Annotated in this window: 26 protein-coding genes and 1 riboswitch; of the genes, 2 read left to right on the top strand and 24 right to left on the bottom strand. The window is 49.3% G+C overall.

Features of this window, described 5'->3' with window-relative positions; all coding sequences use genetic code 11:
• Nucleotides 1-140: 140 nt before the first annotated feature.
• The 24 genes from K331_RS0102550 to K331_RS0102435 all read right to left on the bottom strand — a co-directional run bounded on the left by K331_RS0102550 (nt 141) and on the right by K331_RS0102435 (nt 20,905).
• Entirely contained in the window at nt 141-863 is a 723-nt protein-coding gene (locus K331_RS0102550; protein WP_028589057.1) for a DUF2953 domain-containing protein, read from the bottom strand.
• Between the two features lie 141 nt (nt 864-1,004).
• Nucleotides 1,005-1,616 carry an SMC-Scp complex subunit ScpB gene (gene scpB, locus K331_RS0102545; protein ID WP_018886282.1) on the bottom strand — a complete coding sequence of 204 codons (612 nt, stop codon included), beginning with the start codon at nt 1,614-1,616 and terminating at the stop codon, nt 1,005-1,007.
• Nucleotides 1,585-2,382, bottom strand: a complete 798-nt coding sequence (locus K331_RS0102540; RefSeq protein ID WP_028589056.1) for a segregation and condensation protein A — start codon at nt 2,380-2,382, stop codon at nt 1,585-1,587. The genes scpB and K331_RS0102540 overlap by 32 nt, the downstream gene beginning before the upstream one ends.
• A 204-nt stretch (nt 2,383-2,586) precedes the next feature.
• A complete protein-coding gene (gene ribH, locus K331_RS0102535; protein ID WP_018886284.1) occupies nt 2,587-3,054 on the bottom strand; it encodes a 6,7-dimethyl-8-ribityllumazine synthase in 468 nt (155 codons plus the stop codon).
• 31 nt (nt 3,055-3,085) lie between these two features.
• Nucleotides 3,086-4,321, bottom strand: a complete 1,236-nt coding sequence (locus K331_RS0102530) for a bifunctional 3,4-dihydroxy-2-butanone-4-phosphate synthase/GTP cyclohydrolase II (protein WP_028589055.1) — start codon at nt 4,319-4,321, stop codon at nt 3,086-3,088.
• 71 nt (nt 4,322-4,392) lie between these two features.
• Nucleotides 4,393-5,055: a riboflavin synthase gene (gene ribE, locus K331_RS0102525; protein ID WP_028589054.1), complete on the bottom strand. Its 663-nt coding sequence runs from the start codon at nt 5,053-5,055 to the stop codon at nt 4,393-4,395.
• 318 nt (nt 5,056-5,373) lie between these two features.
• A riboswitch (FMN riboswitch) is annotated at nt 5,374-5,541 on the bottom strand.
• A 230-nt stretch (nt 5,542-5,771) separates the two neighbouring features.
• Complete coding sequence (locus K331_RS0102520) at nt 5,772-6,221, bottom strand: IDEAL domain-containing protein (RefSeq protein WP_028589053.1); 450 nt, start codon at nt 6,219-6,221, stop codon at nt 5,772-5,774.
• 223 nt (nt 6,222-6,444) lie between these two features.
• A complete protein-coding gene (locus K331_RS0102515) occupies nt 6,445-6,909 on the bottom strand; it encodes a V4R domain-containing protein (RefSeq protein ID WP_028589052.1) in 465 nt (154 codons plus the stop codon).
• Nucleotides 6,910-7,145: 236 nt separating this feature from the next.
• On the bottom strand, nt 7,146-7,577 hold the full coding sequence (locus K331_RS0102510; RefSeq protein ID WP_018886289.1) for a peptidylprolyl isomerase: 432 nt from the start codon (nt 7,575-7,577) through the stop codon (nt 7,146-7,148).
• Between the two features lie 177 nt (nt 7,578-7,754).
• The gene (gene lysA, locus K331_RS0102505; RefSeq protein WP_028589051.1) at nt 7,755-9,077 is read right to left on the bottom strand and encodes a diaminopimelate decarboxylase; all 1,323 of its coding nucleotides are present in this window, start codon (nt 9,075-9,077) and stop codon (nt 7,755-7,757) included.
• Between the two features lie 118 nt (nt 9,078-9,195).
• The gene (locus K331_RS0102500; protein WP_028589050.1) at nt 9,196-10,833 is read right to left on the bottom strand and encodes a spore germination protein; all 1,638 of its coding nucleotides are present in this window, start codon (nt 10,831-10,833) and stop codon (nt 9,196-9,198) included.
• 43 nt (nt 10,834-10,876) lie between these two features.
• Nucleotides 10,877-11,299: a stage V sporulation protein AB gene (locus K331_RS0102495; protein WP_028589049.1), complete on the bottom strand. Its 423-nt coding sequence runs from the start codon at nt 11,297-11,299 to the stop codon at nt 10,877-10,879.
• Between the two features lie 2 nt (nt 11,300-11,301).
• Complete coding sequence (locus tag K331_RS0102490) at nt 11,302-11,937, bottom strand: stage V sporulation protein AA (RefSeq protein WP_018886293.1); 636 nt, start codon at nt 11,935-11,937, stop codon at nt 11,302-11,304.
• 154 nt (nt 11,938-12,091) lie between these two features.
• Nucleotides 12,092-12,847 (bottom strand): RNA polymerase sporulation sigma factor SigF, encoded by a 756-nt coding sequence (sigF, locus tag K331_RS0102485; protein ID WP_018886294.1) that lies wholly within the window; start codon nt 12,845-12,847, stop codon nt 12,092-12,094.
• Between the two features lie 11 nt (nt 12,848-12,858).
• Complete coding sequence (gene spoIIAB / locus K331_RS0102480; protein WP_028589048.1) at nt 12,859-13,314, bottom strand: anti-sigma F factor; 456 nt, start codon at nt 13,312-13,314, stop codon at nt 12,859-12,861.
• A complete protein-coding gene (spoIIAA, locus tag K331_RS0102475; RefSeq protein ID WP_025678469.1) occupies nt 13,311-13,664 on the bottom strand; it encodes an anti-sigma F factor antagonist in 354 nt (117 codons plus the stop codon). Before spoIIAA ends, spoIIAB begins: the two co-directional genes overlap by 4 nt.
• Before the next feature lie 272 nt (nt 13,665-13,936).
• The gene (locus tag K331_RS0102470) at nt 13,937-15,115 is read right to left on the bottom strand and encodes a D-alanyl-D-alanine carboxypeptidase family protein (RefSeq protein WP_028589047.1); all 1,179 of its coding nucleotides are present in this window, start codon (nt 15,113-15,115) and stop codon (nt 13,937-13,939) included.
• Between the two features lie 204 nt (nt 15,116-15,319).
• Complete coding sequence (locus K331_RS0102465; RefSeq protein WP_028589046.1) at nt 15,320-16,147, bottom strand: purine-nucleoside phosphorylase; 828 nt, start codon at nt 16,145-16,147, stop codon at nt 15,320-15,322.
• A 169-nt stretch (nt 16,148-16,316) separates the two neighbouring features.
• A complete protein-coding gene (xerD, locus tag K331_RS0102460) occupies nt 16,317-17,267 on the bottom strand; it encodes a site-specific tyrosine recombinase XerD (protein ID WP_028589045.1) in 951 nt (316 codons plus the stop codon).
• A gap of 53 nt (nt 17,268-17,320) precedes the next feature.
• Nucleotides 17,321-17,557: a DUF4227 family protein gene (locus K331_RS0102455; protein WP_028589044.1), complete on the bottom strand. Its 237-nt coding sequence runs from the start codon at nt 17,555-17,557 to the stop codon at nt 17,321-17,323.
• A 238-nt stretch (nt 17,558-17,795) separates the two neighbouring features.
• Nucleotides 17,796-18,260: a ferric iron uptake transcriptional regulator gene (gene fur, locus K331_RS0102450; protein WP_018886301.1), complete on the bottom strand. Its 465-nt coding sequence runs from the start codon at nt 18,258-18,260 to the stop codon at nt 17,796-17,798.
• A gap of 99 nt (nt 18,261-18,359) precedes the next feature.
• Nucleotides 18,360-19,010 (bottom strand): stage II sporulation protein M, encoded by a 651-nt coding sequence (gene spoIIM, locus K331_RS0102445; RefSeq protein ID WP_028589043.1) that lies wholly within the window; start codon nt 19,008-19,010, stop codon nt 18,360-18,362.
• A gap of 88 nt (nt 19,011-19,098) precedes the next feature.
• Nucleotides 19,099-20,322 carry an endonuclease Q family protein gene (locus tag K331_RS0102440; RefSeq protein WP_028589042.1) on the bottom strand — a complete coding sequence of 408 codons (1,224 nt, stop codon included), beginning with the start codon at nt 20,320-20,322 and terminating at the stop codon, nt 19,099-19,101.
• A 25-nt stretch (nt 20,323-20,347) separates the two neighbouring features.
• The gene (locus tag K331_RS0102435) at nt 20,348-20,905 is read right to left on the bottom strand and encodes an NUDIX domain-containing protein (protein ID WP_208115161.1); all 558 of its coding nucleotides are present in this window, start codon (nt 20,903-20,905) and stop codon (nt 20,348-20,350) included.
• A gap of 392 nt (nt 20,906-21,297) precedes the next feature.
• Between K331_RS0102435 and K331_RS0102430 the strand changes: the two genes are divergently transcribed.
• Nucleotides 21,298-21,513: a Z-ring formation inhibitor MciZ gene (locus tag K331_RS0102430; RefSeq protein ID WP_028589040.1), complete on the top strand. Its 216-nt coding sequence runs from the start codon at nt 21,298-21,300 to the stop codon at nt 21,511-21,513.
• A 21-nt stretch (nt 21,514-21,534) separates the two neighbouring features.
• Nucleotides 21,535-22,125 carry an SMI1/KNR4 family protein gene (locus K331_RS0102425; protein ID WP_084165310.1) on the top strand — a complete coding sequence of 197 codons (591 nt, stop codon included), beginning with the start codon at nt 21,535-21,537 and terminating at the stop codon, nt 22,123-22,125.
• Nucleotides 22,126-22,232: the final 107 nt, after the last annotated feature.

Below are 22,232 nucleotides of genomic sequence, written 5' to 3'. Positions count from 1 at the left end.
GGCTGAATATCCATATAGGTAAGTTTCCACAAGAGAAATATATATCATTTCTTCGTATCAGCATGGGAATGTTTGTTGGATGCTTACGTGCCATTGGCTACATAATCCTTGGACATGAAAACCTGGGTCTGATTCGACCTTCATATTGTCGGCTCAGGGCGCTTTCTTCTTTCTTTCCCCGCAGACATCACTTTTCTCCATACTCTGAGCCCTCCCGGTGTACGGGATATTCGCCACAGCAGCAGGAGTATCGCTTTCAGCAGAGAGCCACTAGACACATGCAATTGCATATGAAATCTCATACTCAGTCGATAGCCCCCCTTCCATAGAGGTACAACAAAGAGGGACGGAGCGTGGTGAAATTGCAATAACGTACTTAGCCAGCCGACCAACGCGGATTTAATCGCCCAAAGCACGCCTGTCGAGGTAGCTGTATGCGCGCAATCCGCCAGCCCGATATTAGTGGACCAGTCCAGCTTATTCACGTGAAAATGGGCTATCATGGACATAGCCCAGCGTCCCAGCGATTGTGTACCTATAAGCAATTCTTTATATTGGTCATACCATTGCTTAATCTCATCCTTATCGATGGATTTCTTGCTGATCGTAGATTCATGCATGTGTAGATTGCCGTTGCGGTCAACTCGGAACAATAAGCCCTTCTTTAAGCCCAGCATTAGTACAGAGGGGACATCATAACGGAATCGGATTACACCATACAGTGCTCTAATTTTAATATGTAGCCGATCATCCTGATCATGCTTGACGAATTCTACATCAATATGTATGCGTGAGTATAGCACTGCTATTAGCAAACTTAGCAACACTACCGCTGCACCGATGATCCACCACCAGAACCACACGAATAACTCCCTCCTCTCCCGTCCATTTCTTACCTCAGGCAAGGTTGTATAAGTGTAGTATGAACCCAATGAAAGGAAAAGATTCAGACGCAAAAAGAGGGCGTCCCAGCTTGTTCAGCTTGAGAGCCCTGCTCTTAGTAGCTATACTTCTGTATCAGGCTCGACCTCTTCGAAGGTCAACTGATCTCCCAGCTTCTCGAATAGCAGCTGCGTCTCTTCCTCCAGCTGATCTGTATCCTCGAACAACTCTGGCTGCGGAAGATCCGAGAGGCTTGCCAGTCCAAAATATTCCATAAAGGCTTTGGTGGTTCCATAGAGAATGGGTCTTCCGATCGCATCAGCTCGTCCAGTCTCTTCTATAAGCTCTTTGTTCACCAATGTATGTATGGCTCGTTCTGACTTGACTCCACGAATCTCTTCAATTTCTACACGTGTAATCGGCTGCCGATAGGCCACAATCGCCAGCGTCTCCAGCGCAGCCTGTGATAGTGACACACGAGCGGGAGAATACGCTAGCTTCTCGAAGAATGGTGCATGCTCAGGTAAAGTCGCCAGCTGATATCGTCCAGCAAGTGTAATCAATTGAATCCCCCTGCCGGACTGCTGCATATCGTTCCTCATATCCTCCAGACAATCCTTGACCAGCTCTGGACGCTGCTCCACAATCTCGGCGATCTGCTTCACGGCAAGCCCTTCTTCCCCTGCCAGAAAAAGCAGTCCCTCAATAATCGATTTCAGCTTCGGGTATTCCATCGCCCAGTAATTCCCCTCTCCACTCCATAACAATATCCTCAAACACATGTTCCTGGAAACATACAATTTGCTTCATTTTCATCAGCTCCAGAATCGCCAGAAAGGTCACGACGATCTCATGGCGCTGCATATCCTCATGCATCAGCTTGGAGAAGAGCACCTTGCCTCCCCGCCCAGCTCCCTGCAGCACTCCCAGCACCTGCTGAATACGGTCTTTCACAGAAATCTCGTCGCGATGAATACGTGTGACGACAGAACGCCGTTCAGACTTACGTAGAGCCCGTTGAAAAGCTGCGATCAGGTCTGAGACATGCAGACCTTGCACAGGGTTAGCCGGAACAGAAGGCATGTATGAGCTGAGATCCTCCGGCTCCTTGCTGAACATGAGGCTGCGCTCCCATTCGCGTTCATTCAGATGCTGCGCGATTCCTTTATACTTACGATATTCGATCAGTCTACGTATCAGCTCTGCTCGTGGATCTTCATCGTCCTCTTCATATAAGAAGTAATCCTCCTCAAAGTCGAGAACCGGAGGCTTCGGAAGAAGCAGCTTGCTCTTGATGGACAAGAGCGTGGCCGCCATTACCAGAAATTCGCTCGTGATCTCGAGCTCCAGCTCCTGCATGCTGTTCAGATAAGCCATATACTGGTCGGTTATTTCACTGATGGGTATGTCCTGTATATCAATCTCGGCTTTATCAATTAAATGCAGCAGCAGATCAAGCGGACCCTCGAACGTCTCTAGTTTATATGTTACCACTGTCAAAAGTGCTTCCTCCCGCCAAATTACTACTTCCGGCCTGTGCTCATCTACAGTAATGTCACTTGTGGATTCCCAACAGGCTCATAAAGACGCTCGCCGTGAGTTGCACCGATGGCTGACAAGTCTCCTGATTGCAGGAGCTTATTCAGTAGACAGTACAATGTCCCGGCAAGCTATTCCATACTACCTTAGCAAGCCAGCAAGCTTCTATTGTAGCTGCTTGCTCAGATTTGCCATTTCAATAGCTGCGACAGCCGAATCCCAGCCTTTATTACCAGCCTTGGTTCCTGCACGTTCGACAGCCTGCTCTATATTCTCTGTAGTGACTAGACCGAAGATAACAGGCACCCCTGTCTTCAGGTTGATGGCAGATACGCCCTTAGCCACTTCATTACATACATAATCATAATGTGTTGTAGAACCACGAATGACCGTTCCCAAGGTGATGACTGCATCATACTTTCCACTCTCAGCCATCTTCTGTGCAATCAATGGAATCTCGAATGCACCTGGCACCCACGCCACGTCAACCTCTTCATCCATCACACCGTGACGGTTAAGCGCATCAAGTGCCCCACTCAGAAGCTTGCTGGTGATGAATTCATTGAACCTTCCTACTACAATACCATATTTTAAACCTTTAGATACAAGATGACCTTCAAAATAATGTGCCACGCTTCATCAGCCTCTCTTTTTCATAGTGATTTTAGATTTGCTCGTTCTGCTCTAATGCGTCAAAAGTCAACAGGTGCCCAAGCTTGGCCTGCTTGGTATGAAGATAGCCCGTATTGTTCTCATTCTCCGGAATTTGGATCGGAACACGCTCTACAACTTGCAAGCCATAGCCTTCCAGTCCTTTTATCTTGCGGGGATTGTTCGTCATGAGACGAATCTGCCGCACCCCCAAATCCCGAAGCATCTGTGCACCGATGCCATAATCGCGTAGATCAGCCGAGAAGCCCAGCTTCAGATTGGCGTCAACTGTATCCAGTCCTTCTTCTTGAAGTTTATAGGCTTTTAGCTTATTAATCAAGCCAATGCCACGGCCCTCCTGACGCATATACAGCAGCACACCTGCACCCTCTGCTTGAATCTGTTGTAGAGCGGCAGCGAACTGCGGCCCACAATCACATCTTAAGGAATGGAAGACATCTCCTGTCAGGCATTCAGAGTGAACTCGCACCAGCACAGGCTTGCTTGGATCGATCGTCCCTTTAACCAGTGCCAGATGCTCCTTGGAATCAAGCTCATTCGTATAGGCTACCGCCTGAAATTCACCGAACTCGGTTGGCATCTTCACAGATACCTCCCGCTGAACCAACTGCTCTCTGCTGATTCTGTAGCTGATGAGGTCCTTGATGGTGATTAGCTTCAATCCATGCTTCGTAGCCAGCTCAGCCAGATCCGGTAGTCTTGCCATCGTGCCATCTTCCTTGATGACCTCGCAAATGACCCCTGCCTCTGCTCCGCCGCTAAGCCGTGCCAGATCAACAGCAGCCTCCGTATGTCCGGCCCTTCTTAGTACGCCGCCATCCTTGGCAATCAACGGGAACATGTGCCCAGGCTTGCGGAAATCCTCCGCTCCTGTAGATTCATCGACCAAGGCTCTTACCGTCATCGCCCGCTCGACAGCGGAGATGCCAGTCGTAGTAAGCTTATGATCTACCGATACGGTAAAGGCGGTCCCATGAAAATCCGTATTCTGGCTGACCATCGGCTTCAACTGCAGTTGATCCGCACGCTGCTGTGAAATAGCTACGCAGACGAGACCTCGACCTTCTGTAATCATGAAATTAATGGCTTCAGGCGTTACCTTATCAGCCAGAACGATGAAATCCCCCTCATTTTCACGATCTTCGTCATCCACGACAATGACAATTTTGCCTTGGCGCAGATCAGCGATTGCATCCTCAATGCGATCCAATCGAATGGTGTCATCCACAATAATCCCTCCTTCAAATTACTCTATCTGTTGTCAGTCTCCTGACTTTCACTGCTCTGGCCGACCCTTTTTTAACAAAAGCCATGCTTGGACAGGTACTCCATGTCGATGCGGCTGCTCTCCTGCTTCGGTCCGCTCTCATATCTGGCATGTAGCAGATGCTCTACATATTTCCCTAGAATGTCGCACTCCAGATTCACAACGTCACCATTGTGCTTACCCTGCAGGGCTGTAGCTGCCAGTGTATGCGGGATGATCGATACAGCGAATAGATCCTGCTGCGTGTAGGCCACCGTCAAGCTAATCCCGTCAATCGTCACAGAGCCCTTGGGAATCAAGTATTTGAATAATGCTGTATCCTCAGGCATGAGCTCGAAGACCACCGCATTCTGATCCTTATACACCCGGATAATCTTCCCTGTTGCATCTACATGCCCTTGCACAATATGTCCGCCAAAGCGTCCATCGGCCAGCATGGCCCGCTCCAGGTTCACACGGCTGCCAGACTCCAGCAAACGCAGACCTGTATGGCGGAACGTCTGCGGCATGACATCCGCCCCGAAGCTGCTGCCTGCAATCTGTGTGACGGTCAGACATACACCATTCACCGCCACGCTGTCACCCAGCTTCAGATCATCCATAATGAGAGCAGCCTGGATGTGCAGCACCATGGCTTCTCCGTTACGGGTGATCCGATTCACCGTGCCGACCTCCTCCACCAAGCCAGTAAACATGCCTCTCCCTCCTTTCCAGCCACCGTACCGAGTGCACGGGACTATGTACAAATGAACCGTAAAACACAGAAAACCCCTAACGGATGCTCCGCCAGGGGTTTGAGAGATATCAGATCATTTTCAATCATTCACATTATCCATAGGTCAACAGACCATCCCAGCAGGAATAGCGTTGCCTAAATAAGCCCTGCTCATTCGAAAATGAGTAGACTACTTTGTGAAATGAAGCACAGCATAGCATCTGTAGGTATGTAAGAAACATACCTGCGTACAACCACTGTCTTATACAGCAGATGTACATAGAGCTATTCTGTGTCCGATCTCCTTCTCCCATCCAGACTATACTGTCGGTCCCGGAATTGCACCAGGTCCACCTTCTGCTGTCTTGCAGACAGCATCCGGGTCACGGACTAAGGCTAATCACGCTTCGTAAGCGTAAGAGCCATCACCGCCGGTAGGGAATTTCACCCAACCCCGAAGGAAACTTACATGTAGTTGTACAAGCAAATTACGACAATTCTGTTGAACTGCCATCTCAGAACAAAATGAATTGTTCAAGAAATTATATCTAAACTAACACTAGACTGAAAAAAATGCAAGCCAGTCTTATAAATGTGTTCCTACACCCACCCCGTGCTTGTTAGCTTTTTTACACATCCCACTGCAAAAAGGCTACTCGTTGATCACAAGTAACCTTTCGCCATACAGACAGTCCTTTAACGCTGCATTTCCGTGTATTTGTACATTAGCTCTTTGAACCAATGCTTGTCATTCATCTGCAAGGCCAGGTCAATCAGAATTTCAAGATCCTGTATATCCAACTCAGCAGTATCATCAAAGGTAATGACAGCTATTGCCGAAGGAGCCTGCTCCATCCCCTCACGCAAATCATAATCAAGCCGCAAGTCTACGGTCCCGTCCATGTACTCACATTTCAGAAAATAGATAATTTCACACATCAAAATAGGCCGAACCTCATGCTCCAGTACACAGTCCATCACCTTGGCCGAATAATGTTGGTTCGTTAGACTGAATTTCTGTGCAGCTGTCGGACGTTCTCGTCCAAAATCGTTTGTAAATTTCAACTCTATAGGAAATAGCCGCATGACCTTCGCCATTTGCTTTCTTGTAATATCAATAATCTCAGCCTTGTTTAGCGTCAGCATTAATGCACCTCTCGTAATTCCAGTTTGTCCCATTTCAAGTGAGCATCGCTATATTTAAAGTAGCCCCTACCGCTATATCGGAATTTACATCACCATTGTTTAATTGTGCACGTGAAAAATATGTTCATTTTGCCGCATAAAAAAGACCTTGCTCCTGTCATTATCAGGACCAAGGTCTTCTGGTTCGAGATGGACTCACATGAGCCAAGTCTCTTATTGTCATTTAGTAACGAACCTCATATTCGCAATGCTCATCGCCGTTAACATTGCATTTAATTTCACGAACATGAACTCTCCGTTTCAAAATTTGGGTCAAGGCACCCTCCATGATCGCCCCCTCCAGGTCACACACCATGCTCTCTTCCATCTCGGGCAAGCCTGAGCAAAAGCAATCCTTCACTGCGACGACCATACGATGTTCTTCCTCTACGACAATCTGAGGGTCTCCGATCTTCAGCTCGCGAAATAAATCCAGCAATTCTGTCACCGATTGGACAGGGAGGCTTTCGCCTATTTTTCGACCGATAGTCACCGTGGTACCCTTGCCCTTCATAGGAAGCCCTTGATACATGCCAATCAGGCGGATTGCCCGATACAGCTCGATTGGAAGTGAATCGCCCATTCGGGTTCGGGAGATTTTTTTCAGGTCAGCAAATGTATATTCTTGTACTGTATTGGCTTTATTCATAGCGCTCCCACCCCTAGTTTGAATTATGTACTCCGCAAGTAATGCACACATGTACAGCTGATTTTTCATTTCTCAGAAACACTAAATTTTAAATATATGCACATTATAGTCCTAGGTGAGAGAGTCACTTGTGATTGAAATCACGAGACCTCGGGCAATTGAGCGCAACAAAAAAAGTACAGATCAGAACCAATCTGACCTGTACTTCCCTACGTGCATAACGCACATGTATTCAATTAAACCTCTACAACCTCTACAGTCTCCATGCGATCACGGCCTTGGAAAGCATCAACCAATTCCATACCTTTGGTCACTTTACCAAATACGGTATGTTGACCATCCAGGTGAGGCTGTGGCTGGTAGCAGATGTAGAACTGGCTGCCACCTGTGTTGCGTCCAGCATGAGCCATGGCCAGCGTGCCGCGCTCATGTTTGTTCGGGTTGATTTCACAGTTAATAGTGTAACCAGGGCCGCCTGTTCCTGAACCGTTCGGGCAACCGCCTTGGGCTACGAAGCCAGGAATGACACGGTGGAATACCAATCCGTTGTAGAACCCGGAATTCGCCAGCTTCTCAAAGTTAGCTACCGTATTCGGTGCTTCATTGTCAAACAGATCGATCAGCACTTCGCCGCCGTTCTCCAGCTTGATTTTTGCTTGTTTTGCCATCTATGTTCGTTCTCCTTTCGCTCTTCAGCGTCAATAAAAAGTCCAAGTACTAGTGTACTATGAAACCGCACAGTTAGCAAAATTTTCACATCTTTTTTACGATCTATACATCATCGAGTATGTCGAATCCGTCACATCCAGTCTGTCGAAGTGATCATCTTTGCTCACAGTTAGTCTCTAGCATTGCGATAGCGCCTTCTTCGGCACCAGATCATTACGCACAATATCCTCAAAGGTCTCACGGCGTACGACCAGCTCTGCGTGACCATCCTTCACGAACACAACGGCCGGACGGCGCAGTCGGTTGTAATTGCTCGCCATCGAATAGTTATAGGCTCCTGTAGCCGCTACAGCCAGCAGGTCTCCAGATTGTACCTGTGGCAACTCCATATCCCAGATTAACATGTCACCACTCTCGCAGCATTTCCCGGCAATGGACACTGTCTCTTCATCCGAATCATTGGCCCGATTGGCCAGCATAGCCTCATACTTGGCCTGATAGAGCGCAGGTCTTGGATTATCGGTCATCCCGCCGTCTACTGACACGTATTTTCTGATGTCCGGAATATCCTTGACACTTCCTATCGTGTACAGGGTAGTCCCGGCATCCCCTACAATACTGCGACCTGGCTCAATCCAGATCTCGGGCAACTGCTTGCCAATTCCCGAAAAATGAGTGTGGACCGCTTGGCTAATGGCCTCCACATATTTGGCAACAGCCAGAGGCGTATCCTCTTCTGTATAACGAATACCGAAGCCTCCGCCCAGGTTAATGACCCTGAACTCCGCATGCAGCTGTTCGTACACCTCACGAGTAAAATGAGCCACACGCTCTGCCGCAACCATAAATCCGTCTACCTCGAAAATTTGCGAGCCGATGTGGGAATGCACACCTAGCAGGCGCAGATGGCTTTTTTGCAAGGCAAGCTTAACCGCCTCGTAAGCCGACCCGTTACCGATGTCGAATCCGAACTTGGAATCCGTCTGTCCCGTAGAAATGTACTCATGGGTGTGGGCCTCGACTCCCGGAGTTACACGGAGCAAAATATTCGCCTGTACGTTCTTCTCGCTTGCAATCGCCTGCAGCAGATGCAGCTCAGTCTCATTGTCTACGACAAAGCAGCCGATTCCGGCTTCCAGCGCCATCTCGATCTCGTCGGGAGTCTTGTTGTTGCCATGAAAGTGAATCCGTTCAACAGGGAAGCCCGCCTGCAATGCAGTGAACAATTCCCCGTCGGATACGACATCCAGCGACATGCCTTCCTCGGCAACCAGTGCACACATGGCCACCGTACAGAATGCCTTGCTCGCATATGCGACCTGGAAGGACAGTCCTGTAGCGCGGAATGCACTCACGAACTCCCGGCAGCGCTGACGAATCAATTGCTCGTCCATAATATATAATGGGGTGCCGAATTGTTCCTTCAACTGAACCGTATCGCAGCCCCCGATCTCCAAATGTCCCTGTGCATTAATTTGACTTGTACCATGTAAAAACATACCCTGGAGCCTCACTTTCTGGGAATCCTGTCTCATTCCATCGAAACATTTACACCAGTATAGCAAAAATCCGATGAATGGGTATGGATTTTTATGCAAATCGTTTGTACTTGCCGTCTTATTCTCTTCGACGCTCACGAGGCGGCATCCGCGAGCTATCCCGTGTCTTGTTGAAGGAAGGACGATCTCTGGAGGTCAGCATCGGCCTACGAAGTATAATTTCCGCCATAGCCTTCGCATTGAACGGAATGAACGGCCACATATAGGATGAATTATACGAACGGTGTGTGATCAGTAGGATCAGAATCAAGGTAACACCTACTACGAAGCCTTTAACCTTGAATACCGCCACCAGTACCAGTAATACGAGGCGAATCAGCCTGTTGGCTAGACCCAACTCATAGCTTGGCGTAGCGAACATCCCGATCGCAGCCACGGCCATATACAGTACCACTTCATTCACGAAGATGCCCGTCTTGACCGCAATGTCTCCGACCAGAATGGCAGCAATCAGACCCATCGCAGACGCCAGCGGTGTCGGGGTATGTACAGCAGCAAGACGTAGCAGGTCCACCCCAAACTCAATCATCAGAAACTGGGCAATTAGTGGAATATGAGTATTGTTCTCGTTAGGTCCCAAAAACTCAAGACCTGGCATGCGCACCTCAGGATAGATAACCATCAGCATCCACAATGGCAGCAGGAACAAGGAGGCAAATATCCCCGCAAATCGAATCCAACGTAAATAGCTCCCCATAAATGGTGTCTGCCGATTCTCCTCTGCATGCTGACACAGATCAAAAAACGTGGTCGGCATAATCATCGCACTTGGCGAGGTATCGACGAGAATGACTACACGCCCCTCCATAATATGCGAAGCTACCGCATCTGGTCTCTCCGAGTAACGCACTAGCGGATACGGATGCCAGCCTTTATTAATAATCAGCTCCTCCAGCTGCTTGTCTGCAAGTGGAATACCATCATTATCAATCTTTTTGATCTTCTCGCGGATCGAATCGACCATCACTTTATCAACAATATCGTCGATATACGCAATACACACGTCCGTCCGCGTCCTTCTCCCCACCTGCATCACCTCGAACTTCAGACCCGGATCACGCAAACGTCTACGGATCAAGGCTACATTCGTCAGCATGGTCTCCGTGAAGCCGTCTCGCGCACCGCGGACGACACGCTCCAATGATGGCTCCTCTGGCCCTCTGGCTGGATAGCTGCGTGTATCGAGGACGATTGCAGCCATCCCGCCTTCCACGAAGATCGCGCTCATCCCCGTCATAACACTGTTAATGACTGACGACAGCTTGTGCTCCTTGGTGACCTGGATGTGAGGTATATAATATTCAAAATAGGAATGGAGCGCATGGGAGGATACCTGCTCCGGCGTCAGATAGCTTAGTCTTTTCAGAATCTCGGTCAGAATGTTATCCTTGGCGAACCCGTTGATGAATAGTATGCCAGTCGGTGTCCCGCCAAATGTCATCTCCCGAAATACGACATCAAATGTCTCTCCGAGTCCAAGCACCTTGGTCAGCGTCTCTTTGTTCTCCTTGAGGCTTCTGGATATATCATCCTGTCCCTGCCAATAGATGACGGATTCCTCGACATTGGCCGAAGTCTCCTTCTCTTTCTTTCGTTCCTCTTCCTCCTCATGCTGACGCTTGTGCTCGACATAATCAGCATCCAATACAGGCTCGTCGGTATGCTCCTCCTGTCCCCTTCGCCCCATTTTGCGCATCACGATCATGCTCCTTTCCAAAATCAATCCATATGTCTGACCTTTATCGGTAGTAGACGAACCAATCGAACAGCGAACCACATACCTTGCCGATGACCATAGCCATGTATAAACCAAAAATGTATGGCATCATATTCATACGCTTGGCCAAAATCGGTAGCACATTCAGGACCTCTGTCAAAGCAGCTGCCAGCATGCCGACAAATACCCCGCAGAACAGTCCCGGCAGCCATGTTACCCAGACGGGTGCATATCCCGTCAGATTCCAGAAATCCCCGATCGTACCGGCAACCGAGCCGAACACCATGACACCCTCGTACCAATGAGCCTTGTCATAGGATCTTGTGAGCTGGGCGAGACGCGGGATAATGTTCAGTACGATAAAGAGCGCCACCACTCCGCCGCCAATAGCTATACCAGAGGCTAGTCCAAGCAACAGCTGGAGTCCCCAGCTGACAAGCGTCATCATCATGACGTATCCGCATCCTGCTTATGAATGCGCTCATATTCCTCGGCTACGACATACTGATCCACGTTCTGCTGGTACAAAAACATTTCCACCTCCAGCGGCGTAGGCTCCTCGTTCCACTTTTTCTTGAACAAATGGTTGAAAAACACGATCATCCCTGCTCCAATGCCTATAGAATAGGCGATCTGGAATACATGCGGATTCGTATTCTTCTTCCCCGTAATCATTTCTACAATTCGAACATGTACAGCCTGCATGCTGACGTCCGCATGAAAATTCATGATGGTCAGTGCCGAACCGAAAAATAGCAGCACCCAGACGATAACAAACAGTATTTTCGAAGGCTGACGGGGCTTCTCCACCAGCTCCACCAGAACATGCGACTTCCCCATGGATTCAATCACTGCGCCCGGCAGCTTTTGCCGAATAGCAGCAATAATCTGCAGGATGTCAATCAGGATGAGGTTGCCCTCATTCACTTGAGGACGCTTCAATGTCAATTGCAGTAAGGGCTTCTCCCATTGCGGGTCGGTTAATAGCTGCGCTACGTCCCCCAGCCGCAGCTGCTGTCCGGGTGATACCTGTACACGAGTACGTAAGCGCAAATAGACAGTTGGCGCGTTGTAATTCTCCATGCTGTCCCTCTCCCAACATTTTGAGATGTAGTCATAGTATGAATTGCTTCCCGTTTTTTATCCCGTTACGCAAAAAAAGACAAGGCACCCTAAGTGGCTATATCCTTGTCGACTCGACAGGGGTATACCCAAAGTGCACTTGTCTCAGCTACGCTTATTGTGCGATCTGCTCTTTGATGGACTGCAGAATCTTTTTTTCCAGACGGGAGACCTGCACCTGAGAGATGCCCAGACGCGCTGCCACCTCTGATTGGGTCTGATCCCTGTAGTATCGTAAATAGACGATAAGCCTCTCTCGCTCGGTAAGTCCGCCAATGGCCTCGTTGAGGGCCAGCTTCTCGAACCACTTCTCCTGAGAATCATCAGCAATCTGATCCATGAGGGTGATTGGATCACCATCATTCTCAAATACAGTCTCATGAATAGAGCTCGGCGGCTTGTTGGCTTCCTGGGCGAATACTACCTCTTCCGGCGATACGCCTAGGCCATCTGCGACCTCCTTGATCGTCGGTAGCCGATTCAGCTCCTTGGAGAGCTCGTCCCGCTTTTTACGGACTTTATTGGCCATTTCCTTCAATGAACGACTGACCTTCAAGGTCCCGTCATCCCGCAGGAAGCGTTGAATTTCCCCGATGATCATAGGTACCGCGTAGGTAGAGAACTTCACGTCATAGCTCAAATCGAACTTATCCACGGACTTGAGCAGTCCGATACAGCCGATCTGGAATAGATCCTCGGGCTCATAGCCGCGATTCATGAATCTTTGTACTACAGACCATACGAGACGGATGTTGCAATTGACGAGTGTATCTCGGGCCGTATGATCTCCTGCCTGACTGAGAGCAATCAGACGCTTGACTTCCGCATCATCCAGATAAGTTTGCGCACCACGCTTCATTTCAGCATCCATAGGTCCAACCCCTAATTATACAAGGCTTTCTTAGATTCAATCCTTTTCTTCATACGGATCGTGGTTCCTGTGCCTGGCTGACTGACGACCTCAAATTCATCCATGAAGTTCTCCATGATCGTGAACCCCATACCAGAACGCTCAAGCTCTGGCTTCGATGTGTAGAGTGGTTGCTGTGCTAACTCCAGATCCTCAATGCCTAATCCCGAATCCTCAATGATGATGGTTACCACGTCGCTATCAATCGCTGCCTTGATTGTCACTATCCCTTCAGGATTGCTGTTGTAGCCATGGATAATGCTGTTCGTCACAGCTTCCGATACGACCGTCTTCAGGTCGCTCAGCTCATCCATGGTCGGGTCCAGCTGGGATACAAAAGCCGCCACCGTGACGCGGGCAAAGGCTTCATTCTCGGAGCGGGCAGCAAATTGCAGTGTCATGAAATTATTTCCCTGAGCCTCCATCATGACACCACCTCCATTTCTGTAAGCGCATTGTCTTCCTTCTCATAGCAGGGCATGATTTTGAACAGTCCCGACATCTCCAGCAAGCGATACACCGCAGTATTCGCTTCACAGATGGCCATTTTGCCACCCTTCTGCTTGAGCAGCTTGTAACGGCCCAGAATGACACCCAGCCCGGAGCTGTCCATGAATTGAAGGTGCTGTAAATTCAACACGACATGCTCACACTGCTGCCGCATAATCGCTTCATCCATCTGAACACGTACCTGATCTGCCGTATGGTGATCGAGCTCACCTGATAAACGAACGATTAACACACTGCGATGGTGCTCCATATGCAACTGCAAATCCATGCTTGTTCACTCTCCTCCCTGTCTTAGGACAAGGATTTCTCCACTTTAGAAGGGGAATCCTGCATGCCGACAAAACTAGAAGAAAACTCCGAGAAATCAACAACACTGCGGCGAAAATCTACACGGGACCGTAATGTTCCTACCCCGATACCCATCAATCGACGAATCCGCATAGAACAACAGCGATCTACAAGAGGTCCGTTGCAGCTGCTAAAGACACCTGACGATTCAATTCGTATGAGACCGATTGTTCTGAAAGTCTCAAATGAGGACTACGAGAACAGCTCAGAAGTAGTGCGCTTGAATAGCTGCCACCAATTCGCCTTCTGAACATCCGTATCCGAATAGATCTCGAATTCCTTTAGTACTTTGTCCTTCTGATATACGACCAGCTTACCGATCGTCTGACCTTTGTGAACAGGTGCCTTTAGATGTTCTTGAAGCTGCACCTCATGACGTATTCCTTCCGCTGTGCCGTCTCGTTTGACGAGCACACTATACGGCTTGTCTGCACGGATCTGCAAGGAGGATTGCGTGCCCTTCTCAATCGGTAGTGTACCGATGACTTCGCCACTCTTGACGATTGATTTCATTGTATATTGCGTGAAGGCGTAGTCGAACATGGATGCAACCTCACTGTTGCGTGTCTTCGTATTCGGTTCGCCCAGCACCACAGCTATGACACGCAGGCCATCCTTCACGGCTGTAGCCGAGAGGCAGAATTTTGCCTCCGAGGTGTAGCCCGTCTTCAGACCGTCTGCACCCGTATAGAATCTCACGAGCTTATTCGTGTTGACGAGCCAGAAGGGCTTCTCGGACGTCTTGCGCAAATAATCCTGATATGCCCCCGTGTATTTGGTAATCTGCGGATACTTCAATAGCTCACGGCTCATGACGGCGATATCATGCGCAGATGAATAATGCTCAGCAGAAGGAAGTCCATTGCAATTCGCAAATTTAGTATCCTTCAGGCCCAATTGCTGCGCCTTCTCATTCATCTTCGCCACAAAGGCCTGCTCCGAGCCTGCGATCTTCTCGGCCATGGCCACAGATGCATCATTACCGGAAGCCATCGCAATGCCTTTCAGCATCTCATCGACAGTCATCTCCTCGCCAGGCTCCAGGAAGATTTGCGAGCCTCCCATCGAAGCAGCGTATTCGCTCGTCCGCACCTTATCCGTCAGCTTCAGGCGTCCATCGTGCAGCGCCTCCATCGTCAGCAGCATCGTCATGATCTTGGTAATGCTCGCCGGGGGTAGCTTGGCATGACTATTCTTCTCGTAGATGACAGTCCCTGTGTCAGCATCCATCAGAATAGCTGAGCCTGCGCCAGGTGCCAGTTCTACTGCTGAAGTCACATTCTCCCGGGAATCAACTGCAAGCACTGCCGGATTCAGTGTAGACAGACCAATGGCAGCGGACAACATGAGCGATATTCCTAACTTCTTCACTTCGGTTCCCTCCTCTGGACATAACCCGTGAGCTGCACAGAATCTGGTCTCTGTCTGCTCATACGGGTGCTGCTAACCATTGTCGGCAGAACTTGTGAAAATTATTCCAGTACCACGCACAAAAAAGAAAAGGTGCCCCGGCAGGAACAAGCACCTGTAGGACACCTTCGTGTATCTATGTTCAACTATTGTATTAGGCTGCAATTACATCTTCGGGATAATTCCAAGTACCAGCTTCAGGAACTTCTCACGGACCCGATCAGCGGTCTCCATGACCTCGCTATGGTCCAACGGCTGGTCAAGAATTCCCGCTGCCATATTCGTAATACAGGAGAAGCCCAGCACTTCCAGGCCAGCATGACGTGCCACGATTACCTCTGACACAGTGGACATTCCCACGGCATCAGAACCGAGTGTGCGCAGCATTACGATCTCTGCAGGCGTCTCGTAGTTCGGCCCCAGTAGTCCTGCATATACACCCTCCTGCAGCTTTACACCTTGTTCCTGCGCTACTTCATGAGCTACCGCGCGCAATCTTTTGCTGTACGCCTCAGACATATCCGGGAAGCGCACACCCAAGGCATTATCATTTGGCCCCATCAGCGGATTGGTACCTGTCATGTTCAGATGGTCACTAATGACCATCAGGTCTCCAGCTTCATAGGACGTATTCACGCCGCCAGCGGCATTGGTGACAAGCATGCTCTTGACGCCCAATTCCTTCATGACACGGACAGGGAAGGTCGTGAGCTCTGGCTTGTAGCCTTCGTACAGATGGAATCTGCCCTTCATCATCATCACTTTGCGGCCCCCTACGGTGCCGAGCAGAAGCTCACCAGCATGTCCTTCTACTGTGGACACCGGGAAATGCGGAATGTCATGGTAAGGAATGCTAATGCCATCCTCAATTAGATCTGCCAGTACTCCCAGACCTGAGCCCAGGATGAGGCCGATTTCAGGATTGATGTTGTTGCTGTGCTGACGAATATACGCCGCTGCTTCTTGGATGGCTGCTTGATTAATTGTAGACATATGTATCTCTCCTTATGCTGTTATTGTTTTAGATAGAACGAAGCGCTTCAAAGGCTAGACGTTCCTTTCGCGGAAGCGAAATCTGAACCTGTGACCAGCACCTTGACCAGATCAGTCGGGTCCAATTCAACATGAAATCAGTTTCGAGCCAAGATACCAAGAGCTTTGTCTAGGTCTTGGTATCCCCGACATGCGCCGAATCTGGTGAAGCCGTGGATGATTTACCGGCCCGCGGATGAAATTTCTCATAGATATCCTTCATGTTCCCCTTGGACGTATGAGCATACATCCGTGTCGTGGATACATCAGCATGACCCAGAAGATCCTGCACAGCTCGCAGATCAGCTCCGTTATGGACCAGATGCATCGCGAACGAATGACGCAGGGTATGCGGGGTAAGCTTGTCCTCCATCCCGATTAGAGCTGCATGCTTCTTGAGTATTTTCCATAGACCCTGACGGCTTAAGCGTCCCCCTGCTGCGTTGATGAACAGGGGTCTGTGTGTATCGCGCCCGCTCGTATCAGGCTCTGTGCCTAGATTATGCTTGTCCAGATAGCGTTCAAGCCATAGACAGGCCTCCCGGCTGACCGGAATGATTCGTTCATTCCCCTTGGAGTCGGTACAATGCACATAACGTAGCTCCAAATGTACATCATTGACGTTCAACCCTACCAGCTCGGATACGCGCATACCCGTGGCATACAATAGCTCCAGCATAGCTCTGTCCCGTAGTCCTTGTGCTGAGGAGATGTTCGGCGTCTCCAGCAGCTTCTCCATATCCTCAGTTGTCAGGACGACCGGTACCTTCTTCTCCTTCTTGGGCGCCTCCAGCAGGACAGTAGGGTCCTGTAGGGTGACACCTTCCCTGATCAAAAAATGAAAGAAGGCACGAATTGCGATTAAGCTGCGGGCCACAGTGGCAGACGCCTTGTCCTTCTTCAACCCATTCAAGTAGGCCGTCAGATGCAGCCGCCGTACGTCGTCCGGCTCCTCAATTCCCTGCTTGTCTATATAGGACAGGAACGATTCCACATCATGCTGGTAAGCTTCCCGTGTAGCTGCAGATACTCCTTTATCCTCCACCAGATAATGGATGAAAGGCTGTATATATTGCTTCATACAATCATTTAACGCTCCTTGCCCGAAAATTCATGCCGTAGCCAGTGGCTACTCTACTCCCCATACCAGTAGAAGAAGCGAAGTCGTTCCGACAATGGAGACGGCTCTTCCTTGGCTGGCAGTTCATCAATGAACACCTTGATCGCATTTCCTTCCGGAATTCTGTAATGATCGACTGGTGAGATCCAGTCGCTTATCCACTGCAGCGCCAAATAGAGTACAAGCGTCAGACAGCAGAATACACAGAGCAGTGCCAGCGTTCTGCAGGCCCTCCTAATAGACAATATCATTTTCACAGCCCCCTAGGCAATGGCTTCCTTCTTCACGGCATGCGCGAATACAGGCTATCACTACACTATATGATCAATCAAATCAGGTTATGAAAGGGCGTGCCGCTTCTGGCAGGCAGTCTACATGGGCAGCAAAAAAGCTCTCCCGAAATATCGGTGAGAGCTTGGCTCTTCAGTTTCTTGAGTCTTAAGCAATCGAATACTCATACAATTCTGTTGTCTACCTGAATAAGTCGGATTAGTCAGTTCCATCCTGCTTGTCATTCTTGCTTTTACAGCGATAGCAGATGCCATGGAAATCAAGTCGGTGATCCAGAACTGAGAAATTGAATTCACGCTCCAGACGCTCCTCCAACGGCCCCAGCCAATCTTCCCTGATCTCATCCATACTTCCACACTGTACACAAATCAAATGATGGTGATGATGCTTGGAGGTATCGCCACGCAAATCATAGCGCGCAACGCCGTCACCAAAATTGATCTTCTCAACTACATGCAGCTCGCTTAGTAGTTCAAGGGTACGGTATACGGTTGCCAGACCGATTTCAGGAGCTTTTTCTTTGACGAGCATGAATACATCTTCCGCACTCAGATGGTCTTCTTCATTCTCAAGCAATACTCTTACTGTGGCTTCCCGCTGAGGCGTTAACTTGTAGCCCTGCGATTGCAATTGTTGTTTAATCTTGTCGATCCGCGCTTCCATTGTCTCCCTCCCCCTCAGAGATTTTGTGCGCACTGCCCAATTTTCACTTCTACTATTATAGGGGGAAAATTCAAATAAAGTCAAACACTTTGCGCACACTCAAATCTTCAACAAAGCGGTCAGCATTGGCGTGGTCCATTGCATCATCACCGGGGTCACCCAGGTCTCGAAGCAGGCACTTCCGATGAGCAATACGATCATGGAGGCTGTTACCAGCGAATACGATGTGAAGGGGCGCAAAAATCCATTCGATCTGCCTGGCATAAACACGCTATCTTTAATCATCTGAATTGAAAAGTTCATAGCTGCTACGCTGCATACCAGCAATGCAGGAATGACCAGCAGATTATGTGGTGCTATAGATACCAAGGCAAACAGTAATCCCTTCCATGAATACTGCCCCACCAGAAATCCGACAGAGAAGCCGATCAAGGCTCCCTTCAGAAAATTCAACACTAGAATACCCGGCAGCCCAATTACAGACAGGCCGCATACCCATATGATCGCTACCCATTTCAAATGAAGAGCGACGATATCCCAGAAGGAAGCAATCGTTGCTGCGGTGCCAGAGCCAGACATCTGATTCACCGTAATAAAGAAATTATTCAGATATCTACCCAGATCCTGCTGCTGCTCCAGCGACAAGGCATTTACCATGAGTGCCCCAAATACGACTCCTACCAAAAATAAGACGGCAAAGAAGATATAGAACGTCATTCGTTCCCGGAAAGATTGGATCATCCGTTGCATCGGCTACCTGGCCCCTTTCGTCTGCTTATTCTAAAATATGAACAAGCAGGGTAGCCTATGACTCTTGTTATTTAATCCATGAACTCTTTCATTTACCGGGGCCAGCAGCGATCTTGCCGTAGGTACCTCCACCACCGTCTACGACCTGAAGCCGTCCCTCGCGAGCCTTCACGATCTTCTCGGCTACATCCGCTCCCGCCACGTCAGCCAGTGAGGCTTCGTCTGCGGCATGCAATATATTCATTTCTGTTCCGAATGCTGTCAGGAGCTTTGCGAGCTTCGCCTTTCCAAGACCTGGAATGAATTCTAGCGGCACCTGGTACCGATAAGGAGGACGGGCGAAGGATTTCTGATTCTGTGGTTGCTCCTGATCCGCAATGCTCACAATGCGGTCCCAGACACCCCGGACGAGCTTCTTCTTGCCGCATGTCGTACAGCAAGAGCTCAAGTCACCCGTATGGTCTGCCATCGTCCCACAAGCAGTGCAGCAGGTCCGGTGATATTTTCCGAGTCGCGGATTCAGCCCGTAATTGGCCACAATCGCTCTTCCTTCATACCCTTGCAAGGCCAGGCGAAATTCCTCGAAGCTCGGCTCACGAAGCAGCAGCTCGTTGTATTCCCGACCGATCTTCCCAAGCGAATGAGCGTCCGAGTTCGTGAGAAATGCATAACGGTCCAGCTCCGAAATCATCCCGGCCATAGCCGTATCCGCGGACAGTCCCAGTTCTACGGCATGGATCTGCTCCAGATCCAGAATCTCAGCCATTCGCTCAGCAGAACTTCCATATATCCCCTTATGAGGGGTGAAAATATGGGCAGGAATGAACAGCCCTCCGCGTCCGATGACCTCCTGCTGAATCTCCTTTGGTGGAGCGTAGATGCGTTGAGAGCTGAGATTTACATTTTTCATATGGCGGCTCATCCAGTCGGTGAAGTCCTCCATGATCACAAGGGTAGGAAAATAAGCAAGCACATGCGCCTCTGGGCGTCCGGCCTCTCGAATCTCCATCTCAGTGCCCAGCAGAATAACTGTATTCCTGTAAGCAATTCCCCCACCAGGTAGCTCAGACATGTCCCCCTTATCCAGGCTATTGTGTATATCCATCTGAACAGCCGGAGAGTGGCAGTCAATGACGCCAGTGAGCTGGATGCCTTTCCGCTCAGAAGCTTCGTGTGCAATATTGGCAAAGGTAAGGTCTCGACTGCCGCTAATCTTGACCGGAATACCCCGTTCGGTACGACCGATATGAATGTGAAGATCAGCATAGATCGTCTGCAGCCCGGTTACGGTTACTTTATCATTTTTATTCATTACTAAATTTCGCCTCTTCCTGTAGTTAAGAGAAGCTCCCTGTCAGCATGCGCAACTGCCAAGCATACACCGCCATGATGGTCTTGGCATCACTGATACGCCCTTCCTTAATCCACGTCAAGGCTTCCTCCAACGTAATCTCGGATACCTCCAGGAACTCATCCTCATCTGGTGACATCTGTCCTGGCTGAAGATCTTCTGTGACATAGAGGTGGATAATCTCATCAGCAAAGCCTGGTGAGGTATAGAACGACTGGAGCAGTCGCAGGCTGGTGGACGTATAGCCCGTCTCCTCACGCAGCTCCCTTCCTGCCGCTTCCAGCGGGTCCTCGCCGGGATCGAGCTTGCCTGCAGGAATCTCTACCTCGCAGCGCCCCAACGGCTGTCTATATTGATCGACGACCAGTAGCTTCCCTTGATGCAGGGCGAGTACAGCAACAGCTCCTGGATGCTTCACCACTTCACGTGTAGCCGAGCTACCATTCGGTAGCCTAACAGTATCCACCTGCAGTGATATGATTTTGCCTTGAAATACAGGCTCAGTGGATATAAAGCTCTCTTCCAGCTTCGGATTCGAGTACACTACGCTGGCGTGGGCTGGATTGAGACTGTCCAGGTTCGTGTTAGACCGGGTTGCGTTGGACGAGTTCACATTAGATGAGTTAGTACTGATCGAGTCAGTGCTAGTCGGGTTGGAGCTGATTGAGCTGGAGCCTGAATTATTGGAATTGGTTGGGTGATTGGAGCTTGTCTGTTGGGACTTCATCTGATTAGTATGCCTCCTTAATGATTAAGCTAGGCTCTTAGAAGAGCCTTTATTGTTAACAAACCTTAAATAACAAAAAAAACAACAAAAAAATCTGTCATTCACCTATTATTAGCCACTAATCGAATTTGTAGCTTACGCGTATATCATTCTCTCAACCTACATATGATCTCATTATAGCAGATCATAGAGGGAAGGAGTTGAGGGGCATGACAACACACCGAGCCACACAAGCCTTGTTCATTGTAGGTAAAGGCTGGGAAATTCGAGCGACGCTTCGGCAGTGGCAACGTGCGGCTGGAAGCGACATGACGCTCATCGAATGGCAAAACTGTCAGGCAGCGCGGAGCAGCTCTGGACATATGGATAATAATGTATTAGAATACACAAAGAACACACGTTCCTGTAAAATGACTTTGGAATGAGGATAAGAAGGAGCTTTCAGCATGGAACATTTGAACATTCGTAGCTACATCAAGCAAGGACTTGAAGCCTACTACGAGCGCTACAATTATATGATAGAGGATGACTTTTGCCGCTGGATGCACCCTGATGTTCCAGACGAGATGAAGGTCGAGAATGCTACCATTTCTTCTGAGCAGGACTGGACGAGATGGAGGATGATAACTTCCATGGTTACCCGGGAGGATATTGCACAATTGGAGCATGAGTTTGGCTTGACCTTTCCTGAGTGGTATCAGGCGTTTATTTCCACTTATCATCATTACTTTGACGTCGTTCCCTCTCAAGGTGTTGATGACCCGCTGGGTGACATTAGAAATATGTACAATCCTGTCCTCTGCAAGCTTGGGTATCTACCATTCGCCTGGGATGCCGAATATGGCAAGATTCGCTGTATAGATCTGAGCGCAGCTCCGAATGAAGATGAGTGTGCGATCTATGAGATTGAGCATGAAATTCTGTTCGGTCTGGACGAGCTCGTGGCTGAGCGCAGTAGTCTGCAAGACCACCTTGTGCAGCTATATCCGAATTTCAAAGCTTACTTTGATCATACATTCCTTGAAGAACGTCACTGAGAGCTGATTATACCATTGCCATGTAGTACAAATGTACAACAATGATTCGTATTCACAGTCGATACATAGAAGATATGGCCTGAATCGGAGATGCTCCCAATCCAGGC

Source organism: Paenibacillus massiliensis subsp. panacisoli DSM 21345 (genome assembly GCF_000426545.1).
Lineage (GTDB): Bacteria > Bacillota > Bacilli > Paenibacillales > Paenibacillaceae > Paenibacillus > Paenibacillus panacisoli.
The sequence above is the reverse complement of the archived record's forward strand: the minus strand, read 5'-3'. Positions and strand labels throughout refer to the sequence as shown.

What these genes read in the sequence shown, in the direction of transcription:
- scpB (WP_018886282.1), bottom strand. Translation starts at nt 1,616, where the DNA reads ATGGAATACCCGAAGCTGAAATCGATTATTGAGGGACTGCTTTTTCTG.
- ribE (WP_028589054.1), bottom strand. Translation starts at nt 5,055, where the DNA reads ATGTTTACTGGCTTGGTGGAGGAGGTCGGCACGGTGAATCGGATCACC.
- K331_RS0102520 (WP_028589053.1), bottom strand. Translation starts at nt 6,221, where the DNA reads ATGCTGACGCTAAACAAGGCTGAGATTATTGATATTACAAGAAAGCAA.
- K331_RS0102515 (WP_028589052.1), bottom strand. Translation starts at nt 6,909, where the DNA reads ATGAATAAAGCCAATACAGTACAAGAATATACATTTGCTGACCTGAAA.
- K331_RS0102510 (WP_018886289.1), bottom strand. Translation starts at nt 7,577, where the DNA reads ATGGCAAAACAAGCAAAAATCAAGCTGGAGAACGGCGGCGAAGTGCTG.
- lysA (WP_028589051.1), bottom strand. Translation starts at nt 9,077, where the DNA reads ATGTTTTTACATGGTACAAGTCAAATTAATGCACAGGGACATTTGGAG.
- K331_RS0102500 (WP_028589050.1), bottom strand. Translation starts at nt 10,833, where the DNA reads ATGCGCAAAATGGGGCGAAGGGGACAGGAGGAGCATACCGACGAGCCT.
- K331_RS0102495 (WP_028589049.1), bottom strand. Translation starts at nt 11,299, where the DNA reads ATGACGCTTGTCAGCTGGGGACTCCAGCTGTTGCTTGGACTAGCCTCT.
- K331_RS0102490 (WP_018886293.1), bottom strand. Translation starts at nt 11,937, where the DNA reads ATGGAGAATTACAACGCGCCAACTGTCTATTTGCGCTTACGTACTCGT.
- sigF (WP_018886294.1), bottom strand. Translation starts at nt 12,847, where the DNA reads ATGGATGCTGAAATGAAGCGTGGTGCGCAAACTTATCTGGATGATGCG.
- spoIIAB (WP_028589048.1), bottom strand. Translation starts at nt 13,314, where the DNA reads ATGATGGAGGCTCAGGGAAATAATTTCATGACACTGCAATTTGCTGCC.
- spoIIAA (WP_025678469.1), bottom strand. Translation starts at nt 13,664, where the DNA reads ATGGATTTGCAGTTGCATATGGAGCACCATCGCAGTGTGTTAATCGTT.
- K331_RS0102465 (WP_028589046.1), bottom strand. Translation starts at nt 16,147, where the DNA reads ATGTCTACAATTAATCAAGCAGCCATCCAAGAAGCAGCGGCGTATATT.
- xerD (WP_028589045.1), bottom strand. Translation starts at nt 17,267, where the DNA reads ATGAAGCAATATATACAGCCTTTCATCCATTATCTGGTGGAGGATAAA.
- K331_RS0102455 (WP_028589044.1), bottom strand. Translation starts at nt 17,557, where the DNA reads ATGATATTGTCTATTAGGAGGGCCTGCAGAACGCTGGCACTGCTCTGT.
- fur (WP_018886301.1), bottom strand. Translation starts at nt 18,260, where the DNA reads ATGGAAGCGCGGATCGACAAGATTAAACAACAATTGCAATCGCAGGGC.
- spoIIM (WP_028589043.1), bottom strand. Translation starts at nt 19,010, where the DNA reads ATGCAACGGATGATCCAATCTTTCCGGGAACGAATGACGTTCTATATC.
- K331_RS0102440 (WP_028589042.1), bottom strand. Translation starts at nt 20,322, where the DNA reads ATGAATAAAAATGATAAAGTAACCGTAACCGGGCTGCAGACGATCTAT.
- K331_RS0102430 (WP_028589040.1), top strand. Translation starts at nt 21,298, where the DNA reads ATGACAACACACCGAGCCACACAAGCCTTGTTCATTGTAGGTAAAGGC.
- K331_RS0102425 (WP_084165310.1), top strand. Translation starts at nt 21,535, where the DNA reads ATGGAACATTTGAACATTCGTAGCTACATCAAGCAAGGACTTGAAGCC.